At 35.9% G+C, this 26281-nt stretch carries 18 protein-coding genes; 4 read left to right on the top strand and 14 right to left on the bottom strand.

The features are described from left to right. Positions 1-16: 16 nt before the first annotated feature. The 9 genes from AC1DY0_RS10910 to AC1DY0_RS10950 all read right to left on the bottom strand — a co-directional run bounded on the left by AC1DY0_RS10910 (position 17) and on the right by AC1DY0_RS10950 (position 18024). The gene (locus tag AC1DY0_RS10910; protein ID WP_477188627.1) at positions 17-1603 is read right to left on the bottom strand and encodes a GH39 family glycosyl hydrolase; all 1587 of its coding nucleotides are present in this window, start codon (positions 1601-1603) and stop codon (positions 17-19) included. Between the two features lie 82 nt (positions 1604-1685). Next, on the bottom strand, positions 1686-3689 hold the full coding sequence (locus tag AC1DY0_RS10915; protein WP_477188628.1) for a glycoside hydrolase family 97 protein: 2004 nt from the start codon (positions 3687-3689) through the stop codon (positions 1686-1688). A 91-nt stretch (positions 3690-3780) separates the two neighbouring features. Continuing rightward, positions 3781-6180 carry a glycoside hydrolase family 31 protein gene (locus AC1DY0_RS10920; RefSeq protein ID WP_477188629.1) on the bottom strand — a complete coding sequence of 800 codons (2400 nt, stop codon included), beginning with the start codon at positions 6178-6180 and terminating at the stop codon, positions 3781-3783. 65 nt (positions 6181-6245) lie between these two features. Continuing rightward, positions 6246-8732 carry a glycoside hydrolase family 2 TIM barrel-domain containing protein gene (locus AC1DY0_RS10925; protein ID WP_477188630.1) on the bottom strand — a complete coding sequence of 829 codons (2487 nt, stop codon included), beginning with the start codon at positions 8730-8732 and terminating at the stop codon, positions 6246-6248. Positions 8733-8960: 228 nt separating this feature from the next. Beyond that, the gene (locus AC1DY0_RS10930; RefSeq protein ID WP_477188631.1) at positions 8961-10379 is read right to left on the bottom strand and encodes a hypothetical protein; all 1419 of its coding nucleotides are present in this window, start codon (positions 10377-10379) and stop codon (positions 8961-8963) included. Positions 10380-10402: 23 nt separating this feature from the next. Further along, positions 10403-12001 carry a RagB/SusD family nutrient uptake outer membrane protein gene (locus AC1DY0_RS10935; protein ID WP_477188632.1) on the bottom strand — a complete coding sequence of 533 codons (1599 nt, stop codon included), beginning with the start codon at positions 11999-12001 and terminating at the stop codon, positions 10403-10405. An 11-nt stretch (positions 12002-12012) separates the two neighbouring features. Beyond that, the gene (locus tag AC1DY0_RS10940; protein WP_477188633.1) at positions 12013-15156 is read right to left on the bottom strand and encodes a SusC/RagA family TonB-linked outer membrane protein; all 3144 of its coding nucleotides are present in this window, start codon (positions 15154-15156) and stop codon (positions 12013-12015) included. A gap of 47 nt (positions 15157-15203) precedes the next feature. Further along, positions 15204-16526, bottom strand: coding sequence for a xylose isomerase (xylA, locus tag AC1DY0_RS10945; protein WP_477188634.1), 1323 nt, complete (start codon positions 16524-16526; stop codon positions 15204-15206). 4 nt (positions 16527-16530) lie between these two features. Then, positions 16531-18024 (bottom strand): xylulokinase, encoded by a 1494-nt coding sequence (locus AC1DY0_RS10950; protein WP_477188635.1) that lies wholly within the window; start codon positions 18022-18024, stop codon positions 16531-16533. Positions 18025-18417: 393 nt separating this feature from the next. On the opposite strand from AC1DY0_RS10950, the gene AC1DY0_RS10955 reads away from it, so the two are divergent. From AC1DY0_RS10955 to AC1DY0_RS10970, 4 genes are all read left to right on the top strand, one after another. Next, positions 18418-19137: an NUDIX hydrolase gene (locus AC1DY0_RS10955; RefSeq protein ID WP_477188636.1), complete on the top strand. Its 720-nt coding sequence runs from the start codon at positions 18418-18420 to the stop codon at positions 19135-19137. A 347-nt stretch (positions 19138-19484) separates the two neighbouring features. After that, positions 19485-20684 (top strand): Y-family DNA polymerase, encoded by a 1200-nt coding sequence (locus AC1DY0_RS10960; RefSeq protein WP_477188637.1) that lies wholly within the window; start codon positions 19485-19487, stop codon positions 20682-20684. Positions 20685-20687: 3 nt separating this feature from the next. Further along, positions 20688-20759, top strand: coding sequence for a DUF4113 domain-containing protein (locus tag AC1DY0_RS10965; RefSeq protein WP_477188650.1), 72 nt, complete (start codon positions 20688-20690; stop codon positions 20757-20759). Further along, positions 20750-21190 (top strand): LexA family protein, encoded by a 441-nt coding sequence (locus AC1DY0_RS10970; protein WP_477188638.1) that lies wholly within the window; start codon positions 20750-20752, stop codon positions 21188-21190. Before AC1DY0_RS10965 ends, AC1DY0_RS10970 begins: the two co-directional genes overlap by 10 nt. A 107-nt stretch (positions 21191-21297) precedes the next feature. Here the strand turns inward: AC1DY0_RS10970 and AC1DY0_RS10975 are convergent, their stop codons facing one another. From AC1DY0_RS10975 to AC1DY0_RS10995, 5 genes are all read right to left on the bottom strand, one after another. Beyond that, complete coding sequence (locus AC1DY0_RS10975) at positions 21298-21654, bottom strand: helix-turn-helix domain-containing protein (protein ID WP_477188639.1); 357 nt, start codon at positions 21652-21654, stop codon at positions 21298-21300. Between the two features lie 2 nt (positions 21655-21656). Continuing rightward, positions 21657-21986, bottom strand: coding sequence for a type II toxin-antitoxin system HigB family toxin (locus tag AC1DY0_RS10980; protein ID WP_477188640.1), 330 nt, complete (start codon positions 21984-21986; stop codon positions 21657-21659). A gap of 208 nt (positions 21987-22194) precedes the next feature. Next, the gene (locus tag AC1DY0_RS10985; protein ID WP_477188641.1) at positions 22195-23880 is read right to left on the bottom strand and encodes a sodium/sugar symporter; all 1686 of its coding nucleotides are present in this window, start codon (positions 23878-23880) and stop codon (positions 22195-22197) included. A 311-nt stretch (positions 23881-24191) separates the two neighbouring features. Then, positions 24192-25229 (bottom strand): UDP-glucose 4-epimerase GalE, encoded by a 1038-nt coding sequence (galE, locus tag AC1DY0_RS10990; protein WP_477188642.1) that lies wholly within the window; start codon positions 25227-25229, stop codon positions 24192-24194. A gap of 1 nt (position 25230) precedes the next feature. Next, complete coding sequence (locus AC1DY0_RS10995; protein ID WP_477188643.1) at positions 25231-26280, bottom strand: UDP-glucose--hexose-1-phosphate uridylyltransferase; 1050 nt, start codon at positions 26278-26280, stop codon at positions 25231-25233. Position 26281 lies beyond the last annotated feature (1 nt).

Genomic DNA, 26281 nt, shown 5'->3' on the forward strand with positions numbered 1-26281 from the left:
GTCTTATTTTTTATAACTACTGCTTTATAAAATTCAGCAACAGCACATCATTTTCATTTATGTTAAATTCTTTGCTATACATTCCTTTGGAATCGATTGTAACTTTTTCTGTTGCAATCGGCGCACCATTATTTCGTTGTTTCAAAGTATTCACCTGTTGAAGGTTAAGTTGATTCGGCTTATTCATTCCTAAATAATCGGTGAATACGTCATTCACTTTGTAGCCAACTTTGTATATTTCTAAAGTATAGCTCCCTTTTTGAAGTCCAGCCACTTCAACTTTTACAGCTCCTTTTGGTTTTGATGGTAAATCTTTTATATAATATTGCTGATTATTTGTAGCATCCGGCAAAGTATAGGTGAAATCCCAAAACAAAACTTGTACATTACCTTTTGCATTTTTAGTCGCCCAAGAAGATGTATCCGTATTTTGAAGTTCTGTTTCTCCCAATTTGTTTAAAAAAGAATACGAAAAATAGGCTGGCTTTTTAATTCCTTGGGTATTCAACAATCCGAAACCACCGTGAAAAGGTGTAAATCTTGGTCCAGGTTCTTCAAAAATATCGGTGAAAACCCAATACGACATAGAGTTTGCAGCATTGCCCACTTGTTTCAGTTTTTGAAGAATATAGGCAGCTGAATGATAACTGTCGTGAATTGGATCTGCCGGAGTATATGATGAACTCCATTCGGTGTAATGTAATTCCAAGTTTGGTTTAGCCGAACTTGAAATTTGCTTGCGTGAATTAATTACTTCTCCACTCACACTCGACGCATCTTTATTCAAAACGGTTCCAGAACCTCCAAATTCATCTAAAAAGCCTTGACCAACTCCGTAAGCGTGTGTAGAGATAAAATCTAAAGGCACATTGTTTTTAGTAGCAAATTCAATTGTTTCCGGTACCCAAGCCGCTCCGGCAGTTGCAGGACCTCCCACTTTATAAGCTGGATTTACGCTTTTGATAGCTCTAGCCGTATAGTCATATAATTTGAAATATTCCTCTTGGGTTCCTGTCCAAAAACCTGGCGACAGATTGGGTTCATTCCAAACCTCGAAATACCAAGTCTTCACTTCATCGGCACCATAACGTTCGGTAAAATGCTGTGTTAGATTGCGAATTAAGTCTTCCCATTTTTTATAATCTTTAGGAGGAGTTACATTTCCTTTCCACCAAAAAATGGTTTGGGTTCCGCTGGCCAAAGCCGAAGGCATAAATCCTAATTCTACGAAAGGTTTTATTTTTATACTCAAAAGAAAATCGTACAAGGCATCAATATATTGGTAATTGTATTCCGGATTTCCTTTATTGTCTTCACGGTAAACCGCCATATCATCGGTCAATAAACCGTGCATACGGATATATTTAAAATCACATTCCTTTTTTACCATAGCCAGTTGCTGTTGCCAATCGGCGCGTAATCCCTCATTGGCACGACCAGCTCCAATGCATTCTTTGAACATCGTATTCAACTTTCCGGCCGTTTTATTGTAATCGACTTTTATAATTCTAGTGTCATATTTTATTGTGTTCGAACCTTGTCCAAACAAATTGACATTGTTTAGAATAATTAAAATAAAAACTATTGCTAAGTTATTTTTCATTAGAAAATTATGTTTGCTTTAAATCGCTACAGAAAATAACCCAATAGAATTTCAATCCTATTGGGTTAAAAATAACTGTGCCTTACAATTTTTTGAATCGGATGGCTGTACCTCCAGCTCCTCCTAAATGCAATTTCAATACATCTGAAGCTTTTACAGTTTTTTTAGAAATAGCAACCGCTGATGGATTGTGTGTTTCGTCTGTACCTTCGGCATCAGCGTAAATCTGAGCTTCGTAAGTAGTTTTAGAATCTAAAAATGACAATGAAACCTCTAAATCTCTTGATTTCTCATTGGTCATACTTCCCAAATACCAATCTTCGCTGTTTTCGTCTTTACGAACAGTTGTCAGGTATTCTCCAATTTCAGCATTCAAAACTTTAGTGTCCGCCCAATCAGTTGGAACGTCTTTTAGGAATTGGTAAGCTGGTACTGCATAATTTTCCGGAAGGTCGGCTAACATTTGAATAGGCGAATAAAATGTTACATACATTGCCAATTGCTGTGCTGTTGTTCCGTGAACTCTTTTTCCAGGATATCCTTGTTTGATTTCAACATCCAAAACTCCAGGAGTATACTCCATTGGTCCAGATAACATCCTGGTAAATGGCAAAATAACAACGTGACTTGGCGGATTTCCTTCGCTCCAAGCGTTGTATTCCTGACCTCTTGCCGCTTCTCTAGCCAACATATTTGGATAAGTTCTTCGTTCTCCAGTGTCTTTGATTGGTTCGTGATAGAAAACAGCTAAATCATATTCGGCTGCTTTTTGCAAAACATATCTGAAATAGTTTACTCCAAATTGTCCGTGGTGCCATTCTTTCATATTTAGTTTTGAACCTACGTGACCGATTTTAACGGTATGGATTCCTAATTTTTTGTATAAAGCAAAACCAGCATCGATTTGTTTCATATAGTTAATCAAATTCGAACCCGTTTCGTGGTACCCAATAAGCTCAACCCCTTTTTCTTTTCCGTATTCTACGACTTTTTCCAAGTCAAAATTATCGGCACTTTGAGTGAAACTGAACATATGCATCTTATTTTCATACCAAGCAGGCGTCCAACCTTTGTTCCATCCTTCAATCAATAAATGGTGCAAACCTTCTTTGGCAGTAAAATCAATATATTCTTTTGCGTGAGCAGTAGTTGCCCCTTGTTTATCTCCTTCCCAAAAAGTATATTTCCCAATGTGCATAGCCCACCAAATTCCGAAGTATTTATATGGTTTCACATACGATGGATTACCCATTTTGTTAGGTTCGTTAAGATTTAGAATCAAATAAGAATCGATTAAGTCTCCAGATTTTTCTCCAATTTGGATTGTTCTCCAAGAAGATGTGAAGGTGTCTTTTACTCTTACTTTAACACCGTCAGCCCAAGGCACCAAGTCAGTTTTTAATTGTGTTCCTGTGTTGTTTACCAATGTTGTACTGGCATAATCAATCAAGTTTGCTTCGTGGAAACTCAATTTCAAACCGCTTTTGCTTTCGATTGTCAATGGTGTATGAACAGTGTCAATAGCATTTATACTTGAATTTTGATACAAATACTCATAACGATTTTCTTTGTAAGCCGGAATCCACCACGCTTTTCCTTCGTCTTTCAGGTTAAAAGTCGTTTTTTCATCCATAATGAAAATACTGTCTTTTGTTCCTTGCTTTGGATACACATATCTAAAAGCAACACCATCGTCAAAAGCACGGAATTGAATTTCCAGTTTTCTTTTTTCATTGCTCTTTTGTTGCAATTTCACTACCATTTGGTTGTAGTGGTTTCTGATTTTTTTCTTTTCTCCCCAAACCTGTTCCCAAGTTTCGTCGAAAGTGGAGTTCTCAACTTTTACGATTTCAAAGTTTTTGCTTAAATCGTCATTGTTCTTTAGCATAAAACCCATATCAGATGGGGTAATCACCTGAATTTTTCCGTGATTAACCGCATATTTTGGTGCGCTGTCAACCAACTGAAATTGAATTTTGTTCTTCCCTTCTGGAGAAGCCAATTCATAGGATTTTGTTTTTTTGCCTTGAGCATTACCTATACTTATGGATAGTAATAAAGCGGGAAGTATTAGTTTCTTTATCATTGTAATTTATTTTATGGCTTGCTTCATTTTAATTAATCGGGGTTTAGATATTTCAAAACCCCGATTAAAAAACTAAACTAACTCAACATATTTATTTTATCCACTCCGTTTTGAAAGTGGTTTTTCCAGTTAATGGATTTGAAGTCGGTTCAAAATTGGTTCCTTTTTTAGAAACCGTAATCGTTTGTACAGCGTCAGTTCCTGGCAAGAATACTTTAGCAGTTGCTGTATTGGTAGCATCTGTCGCATACACTTTTAAGGTTAATTTGCTCCAGTCCATATCTTTTGTAGATTGTGCCAATCCAATATGAGGAATCGCAGAACCGTCTCTTACCAAAACTACGATTGGAATATCGCCCGCTTTGATTTTATGCCATCCGCCTTGGTACACTTTTTTGGTTTGATAGTCAATCCAAGTTCCTTCTGGAAGATATACGTCTCTTTCTGTCACTTCTTCAAATAAAGGAGCCACTAACATACTGGATCCAAATAAGTATTCATTGTCAACTAACCAAGCTCCTGGATCATTTGGATATTCTAGGAATAAAGCACGCATCATCGGTAATCCTTTTTGAGAACTTTCTTTGGCTTGAGCATAGATATAAGGCATTAATTCGTAACGCATATTATCGGCGTTTCTAAATCCTTCCAAGAAGTCTTTGCTGTACAACCAAGGCTCTCTTGGAGGCTCCCCGTGGCTTCTTACGTGAGATGTAAACATTCCGAAAGGCGCCCATCTTCTGTATAAGTTTTCAGGTGATTTTGTTGCAAATCCTCCCACGTCATGGCTCCAGAAACTGAAACCGCTTAATCCCAATGAAAGTCCTCCTCTTAATTCGGCTGACATCGCTCCATTACTTGTTTCGGCATCACCACCCCAGTGTAATGGGTAACGTTGACTTCCTGCCCAAGTACTTCTTGCCCAGATTAAAGTATATCCTTTTTCTTTTTGGGTAATTTCAGCAACTGCTTTGTTGTAACGTAATGGGTATAAATTGTGCTCATAGAAACCGGTGCGTCCTGAATGGTAAATTCCGTCTGGTGGTGCAGCTTCTCCAAAATCAACTTTGAAAACAGAAACTCCTTGGTCAAACAAATGTTTCAATTTTGCTTGGTACCAAGTCACAGTTTCAGGATTCGAAAAATCCAATACTGCATCTTCATAAGGAAGGTTACCTTTGCGATCTCTTACCGCTAAATTTTTGTCCATGATCTCATTGAACAAAGTATTTTTTGGAGAGAAATAAGGCAATTGCCATAAACATACATGGAAACCGTCATCTTTCATATCCGACATCATTTTTACAGCATCCGGGAAACGATCTTTAGAAAATTCGTAATTATTTCTCCAATCTACATCAAACCAACCCGTGTCAAAGTGAATTACATCTGTTGGGATTTTATATGCACGCAAATCTTTGGCAACCTGACGTCCTTCTTTTTCAGAAAAATAAGTGATACGGCTCATCCAGAAACCAAATGACCAAAGCGGTGGCATTGCAGCTTTTCCGGTTAGGTTTGTATATTCATCCAATATTTCTTTTGGTTCCCCAATGAAGAAAAACAAATCGGCTTCATCATCGCCAATATACATTTCATTGGCACTTCCAAAATATTTTCCAAAATCACAAGTAATTGGTGTTGAATGGTGCATAAAAACTCCGTAACCACGACTACTCATATAAAATGGAACCGGTTTGTACATGGTTTCGTTTTGAATACCATTGGCATCATCCGTCCATAAAACCACTTTTTGTCCACGTTTATTGAATTGGGTAAATGATTCTCCACAACCAAAGAACTTTTCATCTGGCTCTAAGCTAAAAGCAGCTCCCATACTTCTTGAATAATCGCTGTTTCTACGAACAAACGAAAACGGAAGTGTTGGTGTATAGGTGTTTTTAAAATCAGAATCGTGAAGAGTGCTAGTAAGTAACTTCCCTTTTTCGTCATAAATTTTCACGTGCCAAGGTTTAGACAAAATCTCAACAGAACCGTGTTTGCTCGTGTATTTATAACCTCCTTCTATTTTAGAAGATTTCCATAATTCTGGGTGGTTTGGAGCTACTCCATCAACCAACATCAAAGATTCTTTTTCAGGACGAAATTGTGGTCCAGAAGTCGTTTTGATACGAATGGAACGATCCGACACAAACTGAATTTGAAAAGGCAATTCAGGAGAAACCGCATACTCCGTCGTTGGAAATTCATTGGAAGGGACAACACCTGGCTTCATCATCATATTGTTGAAAGCCTGACGTGTTTGATAATTGTAACGTAAATATTTTATAGTTCCTTTTCCTGTTGCTGGGTCAAAACTAGTTAACTCATCAGCAAAATAAAAAGTGTTCAGATAATTTTGAAAATCTTTGCTGATGTCTATTGGTGCGTTCAAAACATCGGCATTTTGAATTTGAGCAAATCCTTTTGGAGTTACAAAAAGTCCAAATACCATAAATATGGAAAGTGGTATTAGTTGTCGTTTCTTCATTGTTGTTAGTTTTAAAACCCTAACCCTAACAGGGTTTTAAACCCTGTTAGGGTTAGGATAAATATTTATTTAGTCATAATTATTGTTGTACTGCTTTTCAAACCATTGGCACTGGCTGTCAATTCCAGTTTTTCTGCTTTTTCTCCTGCCTGAATTACAACGAGACATTTTCCGTTAAGAGCTGTGTGTCTGTCCGCTTTATAGGATTCGTGACTTACTGGATCTCCGCTACAAACACCTACAATTTTTCCGTTTCCTTTCAAAGAAAACTGGATCTCGTTATTTGCATTTGGCGAAAGCAAACCATTTGCATCGATAATATCAACCGTTACAAAAGACAAATCATTTCCATCGGCTTTTATGGTTGCTCTGTCAGCTGACAATTTTAAATTTGATGCTGCTCCGGCTGTTTTGATTTCGGTTTCTAAAACTGTTTTTCCGTTTTTACGAGAAACCGCTTTCAGAGTTCCTGCTTGAAACGGTACTCTCCACATAATATGTAAATCGTCTCCTTCTTTCTTTTTGGTTCCCAATGATTTTCCGTTAAGGAAAAGTTCAACCTCATCGGCATTGTTGTAGTATACCCAAACATCTACGTTTTGACCTGCCGCCCAGTTCCAGTGTGGGAAGAGGTGCAGAACCGTTTTATTAGTCCATTCGCTTTGGTACATATAATAAACGTCTTTTGGAAAACCAGCTAAATCAAAAATCCCAAAATAAGAACTGATTGACGGCCATTCGTAAGGTGTCGGTTCACCGATGTAATCAAATCCAGTCCATATGTACATTCCTGCAAGGAAATCGTGTTTTTTCATCACTTTCCAAGTCGCTTCGTGAGTTGAACCCCAAGGCGCCTGAACTTGATCGTAAGCAGATACTGTATTGCCTGGATTTCCATCTGTAAATTTAAGATCCCATCTTACAGGCCATTTCTTAACAACATCCGAAACATTATCATAATATCCGCGTGTTTCTAAAGCCGAAGTAGTTTCGGTTGCTATGAAAGGGACATTAGGAAAGTTTTTTTGATGATGCTCAAAAGTTTGATGAGCATAATTATATCCTATAATATCCAAAGCTCCCGAAGTAGCTAACTTATTGAAATAGGTTTTAGACTTTTCAAATTGTAGCGTTACGTCATCAATATTCATATTAACTGCAGGATTCATTGCGGCAGTCACTAATCTTGTGGTATCCAGTTTTTTTACGATTCCTGATAATTCTTTTGCAATAACTACACCTTCATCACTCCATTGTTCTGGAATTTCGTTTCCAATACTCCACATAAATATACTTGGGTGGTTACGATCCCTAAGGATTTGATCCTGCAAATCTTTGGTATGCCATTTATCCCAGTCAAGGCTGTAATCGTATTTGGTTTTTGCTTTTTTCCACATATCAAATGCTTCATCCATAACGATGAAACCCATTTTGTCACAAAGGTCCAAAAGTTCCGGAGCCGGTGGATTATGAGAAGTTCTTATACCATTTACGCCCATTCCTTTCAGAATTTCCAATTGGCGTTCGATGGCTCTGGTATTGATGGCCGAACCCAGTGGGCCTAAATCATGGTGCATACAAACGCCCTTGATTTTGACTTGTTTTCCGTTTAAAATAAATCCTTTATTGAGATCAAATTTGAAGCTTCTAATTCCAAAGTTGGTTTTGTATTGGTCAATAATCTTGTTGTCTACGCTAATTATTGTAACCGAAGTGTATAGTTCCGGTTTTTCATCAGACCATAAAACGGGATTGTTAACAAGGATATCTTGATTTAGAACTTGATTTGCGTTTGCAGCAATAGTAATATTTTGGGTAACCGAAGTTACTTTAGTGTCGTTTTTGAAAATTGTAGTTAGAATGGTTGCGCCTTTTGAAGCGGCGTATTGATTTTTGATTGTAGTTTCTAAATGTACCGAAGCATTTTTAGAAGTTACTTTTGGGGTGGTAATATAAGTTCCCCATTGTTCAACATATAATTTATCTGTTGTTTCCAACCATACGTTTCTGAATATCCCTGAACCGGAATACCAACGAGAATTAGGTTGTTTTGAATTGTCAACTTTGACAATAATTTCATTGTTTTTATCCCCATAATTCAAATAAGGAGAAAGGTCATATTGAAAACCAATATACCCATTTGGGCGTTTGCCTAGATAATGTCCGTTGATCCAGACTTGGCTGTTTTTGTAAACTCCATCAAAAACTATTGACGTAATTTTTTCTTTATTCTCAAGAGCAATCTTAAATGTTTTTTTGTACCATCCCAAGCCTCCATTAAGAGCGCCTCCGCCATAACCGGCAGGGCTTTTTTCATCAAACTTTCCTTCGATACTCCAATCGTGTGGCAAGTTTAAGGTTCTCCAAGTTGTAGAGCTGTTGATTGTATCTTTATCTTTTATACTGTCGTTTAAATGAAAATTCCAACCTGAATTGAATGTCACTTTTCTAGAATTGGGAATAGTTCCCTTTTCTTTCCCAGTATAGGACATCACTAGAATTGTAACTCCCAACAGTGCCAACGTTTGTATAAAATTGCTTAAATTTTTCATTTACTTAAAATTATAATGGTGTTTAAAGTATTATAAATGTATCGATAAGTGTACAAATAACACCACTTACCGATACATTATATTATTACTTTTCGGCTATACGTTTTTTTAAAATTTTAAAACAAATCTGTATTGTTTTAGGATTGCTATCAAGAGTAGGATAAGAATCCCAACTCTTGATATTGCATACCCGTTTTAAACCCAAAAAACTACACTAACCAAAGTTCTTTAATCCAATACAAAATGAAAAACCATATACTCGCTCTTATTTGGGTCTCTTTTTCCAAACCAGATATCAGTAACTACATTTCCTGTTTTTGCAGTTTTTACGATTTTCCATTGGTTTTCAGCTGTAGTTGAAACCGTTGCCCATGAACTTCCTATTGGAAATGATGGAGTTATACCACTAAACGTAATAATATTTTTTCCATCTGTACTTGTAACAAAGGTTCCTGAAGCTGTGGCGCCACTACTTGTTACAGTGCTAACATTTCCATTGTTAGAAAATGAAATTTTGTTTTTAATAACAGTAGCTTGATCACCAGAAACATATCCTGGCCAACCGGCAGCTTCATAATCTGCAACCGAATTCCAATTGTTTAAGAATGTTCCATTCAAGTCAGTCCAGTTAAAAGGTGTGTCGCTGCTTAAATGCCAAGTTTTAGTAGTTGTAGTTGTAGTTGATAATAAATCATCCACTGTCCCACCATTTAAATCAATACTTGGGTTTGGATCTGCAACAGCTGTTGGCACCCAATTGTCGCTGTACTCTTTTGATATAAAATTATAAACCAATGTTGCTGCCCCATCACAACTACCTTTTCTTAAAACACCAACTTGTAATGTGTTTTCAGTTATAGACATAATTTTCATTGATTGCCAATTATCTACACAATTCTCATATTCATTGGTGTGCAAAATAGTAGCATTGGAAGTGGTTAATGTTTTTGCATTAGCATCTAAAAAGTACGTTCCAGATTCTTGACCATAGCTTGGCATCATTTTATGATCTGTTGTTAAAAATGGACCACCATCTAAGCTAAATGTCATACTTCCGTAGTCGCCTTTAGCTGCAATCCATGTGTTGCCTTTCCATTCTGGATTCCAATTCCAACAATCTGAACCATAACATCCTTTATCTCCACCTTCTAACCATGCGTTATCGGTACCATAAAAGTACATAGGTCCGGCAAAATATTTTGAAACACCGTTTGCATCTAAATCCAAAAGCCAAGTTTTAGAATGTCCAACGCCACCTGAAAGTAAATTCCAAAGAGGATCGTCGACGTAGTTCAAGTTATCTTGGGTAACAGTGATAGTAACAGGATCTAACTCAACAAGACCACCATCAGTAACTGCCGTAATTTTAATGGTATAATCACCTTTAAAAGCATATTTTACAGTTTCCATGGCTTTGTTGGATTTTCCAGTACCATAGTCCCAATTAAGTATAACTCCTGGGGTAGTATTTTTCAGTATCACAGTATTTCCCCCTGCATCGACTGCTAAATCCTGAGTAATATCAAAATGTATATTCGATTTATCAGTCGCCCCATCTAAGGAATACGTATCAGGCGAACAAGACGGCACCAAAAACAGTACCGTTAACATCAAAAATGATGCAATTAATAATTTAGTCTTTTTCATTTTTTTTTAATTTTTAGTTAAAATTACCAACCAGCATTTTGCTTTAAAACTCCTCCAGACAATGTAATCTGAGTATTAGGGATTTGTTGTAGCCCTTTTGTCTCTTGTATTTTAGCTGCTGTAATTGTTTTGGTAGTAGCAACTCCTCCACTTAACAAGCTTGTAGTTTCTGCAATGGTTGAAGAAGCTGTACCGATACCTTGACGCAATAAATCCCAATATCTAATACCTTCAAGAGCAAATTCTAAATGTCTTTCGTTCATAATATTTGCCTGGCTTACAGCTAAAGGTGCAAAACTAGCTTTATAGGCTCTTTGTCTAACTTGATCAAAATAAGCCTGAGCACTCCCGCTTCCTAATTCGGCAGCCATTAACAATACATCCGAGTATCTTAGTACTACATAATCTTGAAATTGACTTATATCCCAGAATGCACTACCCATTTTAATAGGAAGTTCTAATCCATTTTCATCAATCATTGGAGAATATTTTTTGTTATAATACCCCGTATATTCTCTTTGATTATTTAATTTATCAAACGGAATATTTTCTTCCTCAATTCCAATTATTGTTGATCCACGTCTTGTGTCATTGGCGTTGTAAGCATTCCATAATTTCGAATTTACTGTAACTCCCCAACCATGTCCATACGGGTAAGAAGAAAACTCTCTCATTCCAAACATTACCATCCAAGCGTTACCATCAGTATTTCCATTATAATCACTAGTATATGTATATTTTATAGAAAATACTGTTTCTTTATTATTTTCTCCCGCATAATTATCACCAGAAGCTGCTGGCCATAAAGTAGAAAAATCATCAACTAAACCATGACCGCTAGAAGCAATAACATCTTCTAAATGACCTAATGCCTGTGCCTTAGTTACTACACCTGCCAAATCATTTTTTCCGTAATATCCAGTGTAATACAAATAAACACGACCTAATAAAGATTTTGCAGCCCACTTAGTAGCATGTCCACTTGTTGTAGCACTATACCCTACTGAAGGCAAATTGTTTGAAGCAAATACTAAATCTTCTGCGATAACTTTATAAACATCTTCTGGAGTTGCTTGTGGGATATTTTCAGAAGAAGGAGCCGTTAATAACGGCACATTTCCCCATAGACGTACCATTTCAAAATAAAGATAGGCTCTTATAAATTTAGTTTCCGATTCGTAAGTATTTCTTAAAACGGTATCCCCTTTCCAATCGATTTGATCCATTTTCATCAAGAAAACATTACAACGATAAAGTGCTTTATAATAAGCAATCCAGTTACCATTAAGTAAATCTACATCTGAAGGAGAACGGGTAATATCGAATTCGTCAACGAGTGCAAAATTATAACGGTCCGAAGCACCGGTTCCACCAAAACAGTCGTCTGACATCACTTCACTCATCACTGGAACTCCAATACCTGTAACTCCAGTTTTAGTATCTGTATAAGCGCCAGTAGCAACTTGTAATCCATCATAACAACCTGCTAATGCCGAAAAAGCATCTGCTGTAGTTTTGTAAAAATTTGTATCTGTTTGTTGTGTTAGAGGCTCTGTTTCTAAACTACAAGAACTCAGACACAATAAACTCAAACAGAAAATATATAAATATGTATTTTTCATTTTTTTATTTATTAAAGTTTAACATTTAATCCCATCATAAATGTTCTTGGTCTTGGATAGTATCCTACATCAACACCAGAAGAAAATTTTTGATCATCATTTGAAGAACCAAATCCAATTTCTGGATCCATACCATTATACTTAGTAAAAGTGTACAGATTTTGAACTGAAAAGTAAAGTCTAAATTGGCTTGCAAAAAATGGTTTTGCTTGTTTCAATTTTGCAAAATCATACCCTAAACTCACTGTACTGATTCTTAAGAAATCACCTTTATGAATATACAAATCTGAAAAATCTGTGAAATTTTTATTGTCTTCTGTTACTCTTGGCATTGTATTAGAAGAACCTTCACCATGCCAACGACTTAATATAGCTGAAGTATAGTTGCCATAAGCACCTGATTGATTTCTATACGATTGTACGATTTCGTTTCCTGTCACACCATTTGCCATAGCTGTAAAATCAAAACCTTTATAACCAGCCGATAAAGTAAAACCATAAGTAAAATCTGGATTAGGTTTTCCAATCTCTGTTTTATCCTTATCATCGATTTTATCATCTCCGTTAGTATTTACCTTAATAAGGTCACCAGGAGCTGCACTAGGTTGTAAAACTACCCCGTTTGCTGATTTATAATTATCAATTTGCTCTTGAGTTTGAAAAACACCTCCCGTTTTATATCCCCAAAAATAACCTAGTGGATGTCCGTTTTCTGCTCTATAAAATTCACCCGCATTATCGTAAAGTTCATTACTTAATCCGTGGATAACACCATCATCAGTAGGTATTTTACCTACTTTATTTTCATTATAAGCACCATTTGCGCTAACGCTATAACTAAATTCTCCAATTTTATTTTGGTATTGTAATGACAACTCTAAACCTTTATTAACTACGTCTCCACCATTAATATATGGTGCATCGGCACCTGCAGTAGCCAATACTGGCGCTAAAATTATCCAATCTTTATTGGTTTTTTGATACGCATCAAAGGTTACACTTAAAGCATTGTCTAAAAATTTAGCATCAAAACCAAAATCTATTTGTTCTGAAGTTTCCCATTTCAAGTCAGGATTTGCTAACCTATTAGGATAAGCACCTGGTGTAAGAGCATTTGCACCTTCTACATTTCCAAAAATATAATTAGTATGATCAGTTTTTATTGGTGACAAATATTGAAAAGGTCTTGCATTTTGATTTCCAACCTGTCCCCAGCTTGCTCTCAATTTAAGAAAGTTTATTGCTTTTGAATCTTTCAAGAACTCTTCATTTGACATTACCCAACCTGCCGATACTGATGGAAAATAACCCCATTGGTTTTCCGTAGAAAAGACAGAAGATCCATCCATTCTGAAGGTTGCATTAATCAAATACGTTTCTTTATAATCGTAATTCAATCTTCCATAATAAGACATTCTTTTGGTTTCCTCTTTTTTACCATTAAATGATATTTTAGAGCCATCTTTATTAGTAGTATTATCTAACCAAGCATGATCTAGATCACTATAAACTGCGTCTGTATTTGTAGTTCCCATAGAAGTTCCGTCATAATTAATAGAAGACGTACCCAACATAGTTTCAAAATGGTGATTTTCTGCAACATTAAACTTATAAGTTGCTAAATTGTCCCAAGTAAGTGTTTTCCCTTTATTCATACTTTGAGTAACTTTATCAAAAGTACTAAATGCATAAATTGACAGCTGATATTCAGGAGAATAAGAATGACTTTCACCTGCATAATAATCAAGACCTAAAGTAGTCTTAAATGTCAAATTTTTTATTGGCTCAATTTGCAAATATACATTCCCCAATAATTTTTGATTATTAGACTCATTTTGATTATTATAAACCATTAATGCGTAAGGGTTTGCGACTCCATTTAACCAAGGCTCAGCACTAGTTGAATTTGAAGTGTCATAATAATTACCGTTTGCATCATACATTGGTAATAATGGAGTAGTTTGAAAGGCGCTTCTTAAAGAATTATTATATTGATTTCCAACACCAATACCGTTTTTATCAATATAAGCAAAACTTAAATTTTCACCTAAAGTTACAACGTCTTTATATAATTTATGTTCGGAATTGAATCTAAAATTATAACGGTTATAGTTTGATAAATCTTTACCCCCTACAACACCTTCTTGTCCTAAATAAGACAAGGATGTAGAATAAATAGAATTATCCGAACCACCTGAAGCACCAAATGCGAAATTTTTAGTTGCAGCATTATCCACCACCATTTTATCCATCCAGTTTGTTCCTTTTCCTAATGCAGCAATTTGAGCATTAGTAAAATAAGCTGGTTTACCTGAATTTACTGCAGCTTCATTTAATATCGTAGCATATTCCGTTGCATCCAATAAATCAACCTTTCTAGCTACTGATTGAATGCCATAATATTGATCAAAAGTGATTTTCCCAGCAGAACCGCGCTTCCCTTTCTTTGTTGTTACCAAAATAACCCCATTAGAAGCTTGCGAACCATAAATAGCAGCAGAAGCAGCATCTTTTAAAACAGAAATAGATTCAATATCCGAATTACTCAAATATGAAATATCTCCTGTAAGTATACCGTCTACAACATAAAGAGGAGTACTACCTCCTGTAGAACCCACTCCTCTAATAACCACATTCAAACCTTCTCCTGGTTGCCCTGAAGTTGAAGTGATTTGAAGCCCAGCTGCCTGTCCTTGAAGTGCTTGAAGTGCATTTGTGGTATTTGTCTTTGCAAGAGTTTCACCACTAACTTGAGTAACAGCATTTGTTACCAGTTTTTTCTTCATTGAACCATACCCTATAACTACAACCTCCTTAAGGTCTGATACTTCGGTTTGTAAAGAAACATTAATTGTGTTTTGGGTTCCTACAGTAATATGTTGGGTTCTAAAGCCCATAAAACTTACTACCATCACATCCCCTGTTTTTGCTTCCAATTTGTATTTTCCATCGAAATCTGTCGCTATCGATGTTTTAGTTCCTTCAATTGTAATAGTAGCACCAGGAATTCCCATGCCGTCTCCTACCGATTTTACATTTCCACTTACAGTTCTGGATTGCTCTTGTGCAAAACCAGACTGTATCGAAAATACAGTAAGCAACAGCACCATGCAAAACTGGAGCATTGTTGGTTTAATACAGTAATTGCTTTTCATAATAATTAATAATTTGGTTAATTTGTTGTTAGTGATTTTTAATCTAATTAATACGCGTTCGAAATAATTTGTTCAAATAGTTCTTGTTTTCCACTTATTGATTGAGGTTCTCCTTTTGCACGAGCGATGGCACTAAGATCTTCTAGAGAGAGTTCCCCTCTTTCAAACTTGGCACCGTTATCACCGTCAAATGATCCGTAACGCTTTTCGCGTAATTCTTTATAGTTGGTATTTTTCAAAACATGGTCTGCACAGATAAGTCCTCTGGCAAAAACATCCATTCCAGCAATATGGGCTATGAATTTATCTTCGATATCGATTGAATTTCTTCTCACTTTTGCGTCAAAATTGATTCCTCCACCTTGAATTCCTCCACCTTCTAAGATTACCAACATAGATTGGGTAATTTCAAAAACATCAATTGGAAATTGATCCGTATCCCATCCGTTTTGATAGTCTCCTCTATTTGCATCAATACTTCCCAACATTCCAGCATCTACAGCCACTTGTAACTCATGTTCAAAAGAATGTCCTGCAAGAGTTGCATGATTCACTTCAAGATTCAACTTAAAATCATTTTGAAGACCATGTTTGTGTAGAAATCCTAAAGTTGTAGCCGCATCAAAATCATATTGATGTTTCATCGGTTCCATTGGTTTTGGCTCAATAAGGAAAGTTCCTTTGAACCCTTGTTTGCGAGCATAATCTCTACAAATAGTCAAGAATCTTCCCATATGTTCCAATTCTCTTTTCATATCGGTATTCAAAAGACTCATATATCCTTCTCTACCACCCCAGAACACATAATTTTCTCCACCTAAAGCAATCGTTGCATCAATCGCAATTTTGGCTTGAGCCGCTGCATATGCCACCACATCAAAATTTGGATTAGTAGAAGCTCCATTCATATAGCGAGGATTGCTAAATAAGTTTGAAGTTCCCCATAACAATTTAATTCCGGTTTCTTCTTGTTTGATTTTAGCATAAGCCACCAAAGCTTGAACACGTTTTTCAAATTCTTCCAAAGTAGGTGCATCATCTACCATATCAATGTCATGAAAGCAGTAGTAAGGTATACCCAGTTTACTCATGAATTCAAAAGCAGCATCCATTTTATCTTTGGCACGCTGAATAACATCTTCGCTTTTATTCCACTCAAATGTTTCAGTTCCTGCACCAAAAGGATCACCTCCAGTGTTACATAAGGTGTGCCAGTAAGCCATAGAAAAACGCAAATGTTCTTTTAAAGTTTTACCTGCCACCACGCGATTCTCATCATACCATTTGAAAGCTAAAGGATTAGTACTCTCTCTACCTTCAAATTTTATGGTATCGATGTTTTTAAAATAAGATTGTTTTGTTGTAGTCATTATATTATGATTCTAGTTTAATATGATTTTTCCATTCTTGGTATATTTCCTGATATTGTGACGTCAATATTGGATTCGGTTCAATTCTCTCTATGCATTTTAAACCATCAAAAGCCTGATCCAAAGAAGCATAATAGCCAAAACCATAAGCAGCTCCTCGGGCAGCACCTTCGGATCCTGAGGTATTGTATAATTCTAATGTGGTTTGTGTTGTATTGGTAAAGATTTCTCTGAAAACAGGACTCAAAAAAAGATTGGCGTTTCCTGCACGAACTATTTCCCCGGATGCACCTACCGATTTCATAACATCAAAACCATAATTCATGGCAAAGACAATTCCTTCACAAGCCGAACGAATCAAATGACCTGACTGATGAATATTGAAATTCAAATTTTGAATACCGGAATTGGCATTTTTATTATTAAAAATGCGTTCTACACCATTTCCAAAAGGATAAAAACGCAAACCATTGCTTCCGGCCGCTACTTTCGCCGCTTCGGCATTAAGAGCTTCATATGCGATTAAACCAGTTCTGTCAGTCGACATGATTTTACGAAGCCATTGGTACAAAATCCCAGAACCGTTGATGCACAACATTACTCCGTTATTTTTTTGAGCTTCGGTATTATTGACATGCAAAAAGGTATTGATACGATTTTCCTTGTCATAAACATCTTGGTCACTTACAGCATAAACTACAGCAGAAGTACCTGCAGTTGTAGCAATTTCTCCGGGTTTTAAAACATTCAACGACATTGCATTATTTGGTTGATCACCACCGCGGTACGTTATTTTTACATCTGAATTCAATCCTAATTCTGATGCAACATCAGGCTGTACTGTTGCTTGATAACCAAAGTTGGGTACAATTTCAGGAATCTTATCTACGGGAAGTCCCATAGCCTGCAACACTTCGGTTGCCAGAGCTCCTTTAGAGAAATTCCATAAAGCGGCTTCCGATAAGCCCGAAGTACTTATTTGTGCTTTTCCAGAAAGTCTTGCAGCTATGAAATCGCCCGGAAGCATCATGTAAACCGCTTTTTGAAAAATCTCTGGTTCATTGGTTTGAACCCATTTTAATTTGGAAGCCGTAAAATTACCCGGGCTTCCAAGTATTTGCTGTTGACAGGATTCATGTCCAATTCTGTCATAAACTTCATTCCCAATAATTGCTGCTCTACTGTCACACCAAATGATAGAAGAACGAACTGGATTCATATTTTCATCGGTCAATACCAAACCATGCATTTGATAGGCAATCCCAATTCCGGCAATCTTTTTTAAATCGATATGTTGTTTTGAACCAATAGATTGGATACCATTTTTCACATACTCCCACCACTTATTAGGGTCTTGTTCTGCCCAACCAAATTTAGGCGCTACAATATCCATCTCAAATTCAGGAACCGTCACTGCCGCAACAGTAATACCCTTATCAGCATCAAATACCGATAATTTTATTGATGAACTACCTAAATCGATTCCTAAAAAATACATATTCTTAAATATTATATGATTGACTTATTATTGTTTTTTGTACTTTTGGTCAAACAAACCATAACGTTATGGTTAATTTGACTACAAGTATATAACGAATTTTTCATATTAACAAAAAATTGTATTGAAATATTTGTAATTGATAAAAAAAGTGATTGGATTTTACAGATATCTTATATAAAAAAGTGCTTTTTATATGGTTTTTAGGATTTTTTAAATACTTAAAATATTGATTTTTAACATTTTAAATATAATTAAGCTTAAAAATTAAAAAAAAATAAAAGTTTGTATCAAAAAAGAGGTTTAATCACAATTATTTTACAAAATATATTTTCTTGTGTACGACTGAACTCTTTAAAAAAATATTAATTTAGTACTAAACTTTGTAAGGCTATGAGCGGAAAAATTATTGATAGGGATCTAATACAAATTGTGGAACAATCTGCCATGAATGCCATTACTATTGACTGTGTTATATTTGGTTTTGACAACGGTATTCTGGAAGTACTTTTGGTACAACATGCCGAAGGTATCAGTAAAGGAAAATGGGGATTACCAGGTGGTTGGATAAAAAAGAAAGAGAGTACAGATGATGCCGCTCACCGTTTGTTGGCCGAACTTACCGGTATGGACAATATTTATCTTGAACAGTTAAAAGCATTTGGAGAACCCGACCGTTTTCCTCTTAGAAGGGTAATTACCATTGGATATTATGCTTTGGTAAAAAGAGAAGACTACAACATTAAAGCAGGTTTCACGGCTTCGGATGCCAAATGGTATAAAATCAATGAAATACCAGATTTAATTTATGACCATAATGAAATTCTAGCCTACAGCATAAAAAACCTTCGCAACAGAGTGCGTCAAGCGCCATTAGGCTTCAATTTGTTACCCGAAAAATTTACTTTATTGCAACTCATGCATTTGTATGAAGAAATTTTAGGAATCGAAATGGACAAATCCAATTTCCGTCGAAAAATTCTTCACATGAAATTACTGGTTCCATTGGACGAAAAACAACAAGACGTATCACATCGTGCTGCACAATTATATAAGTTTGATCCAGAAATTTACGAAAAACTTACTCAGAAGGGTTTCAACTTTGAGTTTTAAACTTATATCAAAACTATTCTATTATTTAGGAGCTATTCCCGCTATCCGTTACAATCTTACAGGCCGAACCCCGGCCCATAAGGATTTTCACTACTATCAGGGCTAGAACATTCATCTACATAAGAAAATATCCAAAAAAAAGACCCGAAAGCTAATCACACTTTCAGGTCTGGAGATCCAATAACTAATTAAGACTCCTTTTATAACAAAATATATGTTCCAAAAAAAATTATCTTATGGTTAATTTGACTACAAGTTAATGATTATTTTTAAAATGACAATATTAAATCTCAAAAATTAACTTTCGTTATCCAAAAGCATACGTCAGTATTCCGTAATTTTACATCATGTATGCTTTAGTCGATTGTAACAATTTCTATGCTTCCTGCGAACGTGTTTTTCAACCGAAATTCAACGGAAAGCCTGTTGCGATATTATCCAACAACGACGGTTGCGTGATTTCTAGAAGCAATGAAGCCAAAGCCGCCGGAGTTCCTATGGGTGCACCGGCATTCCAGATTAAGGAATTGGTCAAAGAAAGAAATATTACCTTATTCTCTTCCAATTATCCGCTGTATGGTGATTTGAGTAATCGAGTGATGTCTATTTTGGGGCAATTCACTCCTAACCTTGAAATTTACAGCATCGACGAAGCCTTCCTGAATTTTGACGGTTTGGACATTTTAGACTATCACGATTATGGTCTTCAAATGAAAAACCGTGTCCAAAAATGGGTGGGTATTCCAACTTGCATTGGCTTTGCCGAAACAAAAGCATTATCCAAAGTCGCCAACAAAATAGCCAAGAAATTTCAGGAGAGAACCAAAGGTGTTTATGTAATAGACAGCGAAGAAAAACGCATAAAAGCCTTGAAATGGACCAAAATTGAAGATGTTTGGGGCATTGGTTATCGCACTATCAAAAAAGTAAAACTGCGCAAAATCAATACCGCACTCGATTTTATCCAACCGCAACACGAAGCTTGGATTAAAAAAGAAATGGGAGTTGTCGGCCTTCGCCTAAAATATGAATTGGAAGGTAAATCAGTTATGGATTTGGAACCCACTACCGAACAAAAAAAGAGCATTACCACCACCCGAAGTTTCCCGAAACAAATAGCCGATTATGATTTACTACGAGAACGTATAACTACTTTTGCAGCCGTTTGTGCCGAAAAACTACGCAAGCAACATTCTTGTTGTCACACCATCATAGTGATGTTAGTGGTTGACAAACATTCGGTTAAAACATCCAAATATTATTTTAATATGGCTATGACGTTACCTTATGCGAGCAATTCAACTTTGACCATAACCAATGCAGCCGTTGAAATGCTAAAGAAATTACACAAAGGCAATGAGGGAATCAGGTTCAAAAAAGCGGGAGTTATCCTCACGGAATTAATTGATGAAAATCAAAAGCAATTCCATTTATTCGAAGAAGAAAACCCAAAGCATTTAGCTTTAATGAAAGTGATGGACCGACTGAACCACAAAATTGGCGACACCAAAATAAAATTGGCCTCCCAAAATTTAAGCCTGACCTAGAATATGAACCAAAATCATCTTTCGCCAAGATATACCACTAATTTCAAAGATATTCTCGAGATACAATGTCTATAAAAAAAGAACAAAAGCTTACCTTTTTCCGTCCCGACTTTGAAAGCGACAGTCGAATTCCGTACATAAATGAAGGAGTTTCGGCGGGTTTTCCCTCGCCTGCTGCCGATTTTATGGAAACCAATATTGACTTGAACAAAGAGTTAAGCGAAAATCCTCTAGCTACTTTTTACATCAAAGTCAAAGGCAACTCGATGATCGATGCCGGTATCAACGACAAAGATGTATTGGTCGTGGATCGAAGTCTGGAACCGCAAAACAACAAAATCGCAATTTGCTGTATTGATGGTGAATTTACCGTAAAACGCATTCAGGTCGAAAAAGACTGCTTGTACCTTATGCCTGAAAATTCCAATTATGAACCCATAAAAGTCACCGAAGAAAACCAACTCATCATTTGGGGAATGGTCACTTATGTGATAAAGAAAGTGTAAGTGTTTCTGTTTTTTTTTAACCATATAAGTGATAAAAGCCCATTTAAGTTTAACCCGTTGTGGCATTGTTATCAAAAAGGCAAAACCTAAATAAAGTACAACTTCTATTAAGCACTGTGTAGAAAAACTTCGGCAGGTAGACTAAAATAATCCTTAAGTTTCTGAGCCATTTTCAATGTTATTTCTCGTTTACCAGAAAGAATCGCCGAAACATGCCCTTTACTTCCTATTATTGGTTCAAGATCTTTAGCTTTAATTCCCATTTCGTGCATTTTATATTTAATAACTTCTAATGCATCGAGTTCAGGTAATTCATAATGCTTATCATCATAATCTTTAACCAAAACTATTAATAAATCTAACTCGTCACTTTCTGGCGTGTTCGGTTCTGCATGGAAAATTTCCATCAATCGTATTGAAGCCTTATTATAATCATCTTCCGTTTTTAACACTTTCCAGTTCATAGTTATATTAATTTATCGGTTAAGATTGTGGTATTAAAAGCTATCGTTTCGACATTAATCTTGTCATACTCCTTATGCGTTCCAAACCAAATTACATAGCAAGTCGTTTGTGCAAAATTTACGGAAACCACCAATCGAAAATCATTTCCTTTTATATTGAAAACTACCCTGTTATTATTTACAATGCTAGCGCTTCCATATACTTTTTTGAGTTCATTAAAATTACCAAACTCCAATTTTGAAAACTCATTGTACCAAATTAACAATTGCGTTTCAGCAATTGGATATTTTTTGATATAATATAAAATCGTTTTCTTTACAAGGATTTTCATTAGACAAATATAATTAAAAGTTTTCAATTTGCAAACAAATTGATAATTAATAGAAATCACTAAGAAGAATTACACTCCCACTAATTGAGCAGATAACTTACAGAAAATCTCCGCTCTTCGCTTCAAAAATTATGGAAAACAAACCAAAAAAAAGGGTGAAACTAAACGAATTTAGCTTCACCCTTTTTTAACTAACTAACAAATTTTATTACCAGAACTTCACGTACAAAGCACAAATAATTAATAATGTTATTACAATCAATACTGTTGTTTGCGGTTTAACTTTGAACATTTCAGTATCCAATTCGAATGCTTTTGGATTCACTTTTGGACCAGCAAAACTGATTCCAATCATTAAAAGCATAGTAAACAAGAATGACAATCCCATACAGATATGGAATGGAATTTCGAAACCACCTTTTCCATTAGGCCAAGCAGTATATAACAAAGTTTCATTTCCAAGTATTGCAGGTGCAAATTCATTGAAGAAAACCGATAATAAGAAACCTGAAATTACACCAACAATCGCCGCTGTACCAGTTGTTCTTTTCCAGAACATTCCAAGAATAAACATTGCAAATACCCCAGGACTAATAAATCCAGTATATTTTTGAATGTAAGTAAAACCACCCACACCACCAATTCCTAGCAAGTCATTCCAAGTAAACATAACTGCAAGAACCATCGCTGCAAAAACAGCATATTTCCCAATATTTACCTGAGCTCTATCTGTAGCACTTTTTTGAATGTATTTTTTGTGTACGTCCAAAGTATAAATAGTAGAGATACTGTTTACTTTACCGGCCAAAGAGGCTACAATAGCTGCTGTTAAAGCTGCCACAGACAATCCTTTCAAACCTGTAGGAAGGAACGTCAACATCGCAGAATAAGCTCCATCTTTTCCACCAACTAATTGTGGTAAATGCCCGTTTTCATACAAAACAAAAGCAGCGATACCTGGCAACATTACGATAAGAGGCATTAATAGTTTCAACATACCTGCAAACAAAATACCAGTACGAGCCGTTTGCAAATCAGCACCCAAAGCTCTTTGAGTAATGTATTGGTTACAACCCCAATAGTTAAGATTGATAATCCAAATACCCGCCAAATAAGACATCATCCCTGGAAAAGTAAGATACTTATTGATTTCCAATTGAGAAGATGTAGCTGTAGGTCTTGGAATAATCATTTTGAAATGCTCCGGTGCTTTTTCCATCAATACTTTGAAACCAGCGATTGCATCTTGGCCAAAACCAAAATAGTGTCCAACTGTAGTCAAAGCAATGTAAGAAGTAACTAATCCTCCAATGATTAAAACCGCTACTTGAATTACATCGGTATAAGCTACCACTTTCATACCTCCCAAAGAGATAAGCAAAGCAAAAACAGCCAAACCAATCATAATTGCGTGTAGATATTCACCACCTGCAAGCCCGTTGATAGCAACAGCCCCCAAGTATAAAATAGAAGTCAAATTCACAAAAACATATAAAAACAACCAAAAAACAGCCATAATTAAAGCCGTTGATTCGTTATATCTTGTTTTCAAAAATTGAGGCATGGTATAAATCTTGTTTTTCAAATAAACAGGAATAAACCAAATCGCGATGATTATCAAAGCAATAGCAGCAATCCACTCATATGCAGCAACAGCGACTCCCAAAAAGAATCCTTCACCACTCATCCCAATAAATTGTTCAGCCGAAATGTTTGAAGCGATCAATGAAGCTCCGATAGCCCACCAAGTTAATGTTCCTTCTGCAAGGAAGTAAGCTTTGGCATCGTGTTCGTTTTTTTCACGCTTGCGATAAATCATGTATCCATAAGTGGATACCACGACAAAATAAATAATAAATACTGCGTAATCCGCAAAAGCGAGGTTCTGGCTCATGAGTAAATAGTTTTATAGAAATTAATATTAATAAAATGTGGTTATTCTTTTGTTCTTATATTTTGTAATCTGAAATCTACTGCTTTTTGGTATTAAAACATTTCCTTTTTAGAAAAAACATTGCGATTTGACAATGTAATCAACTGCAAAATATCATATGTATTTTAATTCCATTCTTTTTTTATGAATTATTGAAGCCAAATGTAAAATAAAAATATTTATTTTTAATACTTATAAATGTATTTTTTACATTTATTTTAAATTTAACCCTTAACAACCAAAAACAGTACGATTATCCTGTTTAATTATAATTATTTCGATGCAAATTCGGGAGTAGATCGAATCTTCTGTTCCCATTTCCAGGCACTGGCCATCGCTTCTTCAAGCGTCGAAATAGTTTTCCAGCCCAAAACATTATTCGCTTTATCGGTATTGGCGTAAGCCGAAGTAACATCACCTTCTCTTCTTTCCACAATTTTGTATGGTAATTTTTGTCCGCTCACTTTTTCAAAAGCGGCTATCACTTCCAATACAGAACTTCCCGTTCCTGTTCCCAAATTGAAAATCTCCAGCGGCTCAACATTCTTTTTGTTCAATAATCTTTGTAAAGCGATTACGTGCGCTTTCGCCAAATCGACTACGTGAATATAATCGCGAACGCAAGTTCCGTCAACAGTTGGATAATCATTTCCGTAAACTGATAACTCGGCACGCAAACCCATTCCAGCTTGAGTAATGAATGGAACTAAATTTTGTGGCACACCAATAGGCAATTCCCCAATTTCACCAGAAGGATGTGCACCGATAGGGTTGAAATAACGAAGCAAAATAGCGTTAATACCACTTACTTTCACCACATCGGAAATAATTTCCTCACCTATCTGTTTAGTATTTCCGTAAGGAGATAAAGCCGGCTGAATTGGAGTTGTTTCCGCAATAGGCATCACTTCGGCTTGACCGTAAACCGTACAAGACGAACTGAAGATAAAATGTGCTTCTTTCTTTTTCTCCAATTCCTGCAAAATATAGACTAAAGCTCCCAAGTTGTTTTCATAATACAACAAAGGATTTTTAACGCTTTCGCCAACTGCTTTGGAAGCTGCAAAATGAATTACTCCCGCAACATCATTATGTTCCATAAAGAAATTTTGAACAGCCAATTTTTCTCTTAAATCGATTGCAGAAAAAATCGGTTTTTTTCCAGTAATTCGTTCAATACCATCCAAAACTTCAATAGAAGAATTCGACAGATTATCTATCACGACAACTTCAAAACCTTGATTTTGCAATTCGACAACGGTGTGGGATCCTATAAAACCCAAACCGCCTGTAACTACTATCTTACTCATTTTATTTGTTTTTATAATGTACCTCTGGTAATGCTTTCAATACTGCTGCACTTTTTTCTGGAGTAATATCTCTTTGTGCTTCTCCCATCATTTCATAACCTACCATAAATTTCTTTACGGAAGCCGAACGCAATAACGGTGGATAAAAATGCATGTGAAATTGCCATTCTGGGTGTGATTCCCCATCCGTCGGTGCTTGATGAATCCCAGAAGAATAGGGAAAAGAGGTCTCAAAAAGATTATCGTATTTTATCGTTAATGCCTTTAAAATATAAGCATAAGCCGAAACTTCTTCTGAGGTGAACTCGGTTATTTTTGTGATATGTCTTTTGCTAATTATCATTGTTTCAAATGGCCAAATTGCCCAAAATGGAACCAATGCCACGAAGTGTTCGTTCTCAATTACGATACGTTCCTTCAGTTTTAATTCTTCTTTCAAATAATCCAGCAAAAGATTGCTTTGATTTTTATCGAAATAGTCTCTCAAACTGTTTTGCGTTTTTTCAACTTGGGTAGGCAAAGAGGATTGCGCCCATATTTGTCCGTGTGGATGCGGGTTGCTACATCCCATTACGCTTCCTTTATTTTCAAAAATCTGAACGTGGTTGATGTAATCTACACTTCCTAATTCTGTGTATTCTTTTTGMCAAGTTCTAATAATGGTCTCAATTGAAGGAAGATCCATTTCTGGCAAAGTCAAATCGTGTCTTGGTGAAAAACAAACCACTCTGGCAATACCGCGTTCTGGTTTTGCTTTAAAGAAAGTAGGTTTTGTTTCCTCTTCAAACAAGATTGGTTCTTGCTTTACGGCTGCAAAGTCATTCTCAAAAACAAAACTAGATTCATATTTTGGGTTATTTTCCCCATTGGCACGAACGTTTCCTGGACACAAATAACAAGTTGCATCATATTCAGGAAGTGCATCGGTCTGAATTGTTTCATTTTGCCCTTGCCAAGGTCTTTTTGCCCTGTGCGGCGACACTAAAACCCATTCGTTAATTAATGGATTGAAACGTCTGTGTGGATCTTCATATATATCAAACTTTTTCATC

The sequence above is a fragment of the Flavobacterium sp. P1_E4 genome, from assembly GCF_056405915.1.